This window comes from Hydrogenispora ethanolica, assembly GCF_004340685.1.
Classification (GTDB): Bacteria; Bacillota; UBA4882; order UBA8346; family UBA8346; genus Hydrogenispora; species Hydrogenispora ethanolica.
In genome coordinates, this window is sequence record NZ_SLUN01000098.1 from 1 (window position 1) to 1,207 (window position 1,207).

2 protein-coding genes are annotated in these 1,207 nt (G+C 39.8%); one reads left to right on the top strand and one right to left on the bottom strand.

The genetic code is table 11. The annotated features are described in order from the left end of the window. The first annotated feature begins 252 nt into the window (after positions 1-252). Positions 253-510 (top strand): hypothetical protein, encoded by a 258-nt coding sequence (locus tag EDC14_RS26460; RefSeq protein ID WP_132018444.1) that lies wholly within the window; start codon positions 253-255, stop codon positions 508-510. 13 nt (positions 511-523) lie between these two features. On the opposite strand, the gene EDC14_RS26465 is transcribed toward EDC14_RS26460, so the two are convergent. Continuing rightward, positions 524-1,207, bottom strand: a 684-nt coding sequence (locus tag EDC14_RS26465) for an IS630 family transposase (protein WP_132018447.1), incomplete at its 5' end; no start/stop codon positions are given.

The window sequence follows — 1,207 nt, forward strand, 5'->3', positions numbered from 1 at the left end:
GAGCCCAAAACAGTCGACGGATCATTGACGATCACATGGTGAAACTGGTGGTGCAGGGAGAATTGGCTTGATTCTCCCTCCCTTCCTTTTAGACGCTTGGGGTATTCGCTTTTTGGTCTTTAATTCCGTCAACTTCAGGACGCCTTATTCCGTCTATTTCTGGACATTTTACGGCAGCAGTAACAATCTGCCATCGATACGACGAATCACCATACAGTATGTTCTTCCACTTTGAATTTTTTTGATCTTAACATGAATTTTAAGATTCCACCGGACACCCATCTTCCAAAACTTTCTGGAGCATGTAGCAGTGGGTTAGTGATTCCTATATTAAGCTTTATTGATAAGGACTTCTGGGAAATCGAACTTTATATGAGTTATTCTGATGAGGATAAAAGTAATAATGATAAGAATAATTTAGATTTGTTACGCTTAAGCCGTTTCATTTTGCAGGAAGGGTCTAAAGGTTATGATAAGGATGAATATGAATTTGAACTATTAATCCGGTGACAAAACATATCCATCAAGCAGCATAAGAAACACGGTCATGTTTGAAGTAATTTTTAACATGGTACGAACGCCGTTGTAAGGTTTTCATAAACGAACGGGTTTTCTTCTTTAGGTCTTTAAGTGTACGTGCCGGTATACCTGAATGAACTCGACGTTTCAAATCACCATTGAGGTATTCATCCGGATTAAGCTCCGGTGAATAGGAAGGGAGATAAAATACTTCAATTTTGTCCTTGTTCTTTTCAAGCCATTGTTTGACGTTCTTGCTATGATGGGTCCGTAAATTATCGAGAATCAAGTAAACCTTACGGTTTGCATCCTTAATCAATCTGAACATAAATTGAATTAACCGTTCTGCCGTCATGGTGTCTTCATAAAGCATAAATCGTACCAAGCCTCGATTTGAAATGGCGGAAATCATGTTCACTCGACTTTTATTCACGTTAAGCTTGATGATCGGTGTTTTCCCTTTCGGAGCGAACCCTTTGGCTTGATATGCATCATTTTGAATACCGGTTTCGTCGCCCCAATAGATTTCTGCTTTCTCGTGCTTGGCACGTTCCTTAATGGCGGGATATTCTTCATCAAGCCATTTTTGAACCGCTTCCGGTCTTTGTTCATAGGCTTGTTTTGCTGGTTTTTGAAAAGTGAATCCCCAGCGCTTAAGGTAATCAGTGATGGTACGTATCGGAATATT

Excerpts from the sequence above, each read along its gene's own strand:
- EDC14_RS26460 (WP_132018444.1), top strand. The coding sequence starts at position 253 with ATGAATTTTAAGATTCCACCGGACACCCATCTTCCAAAACTTTCTGGA.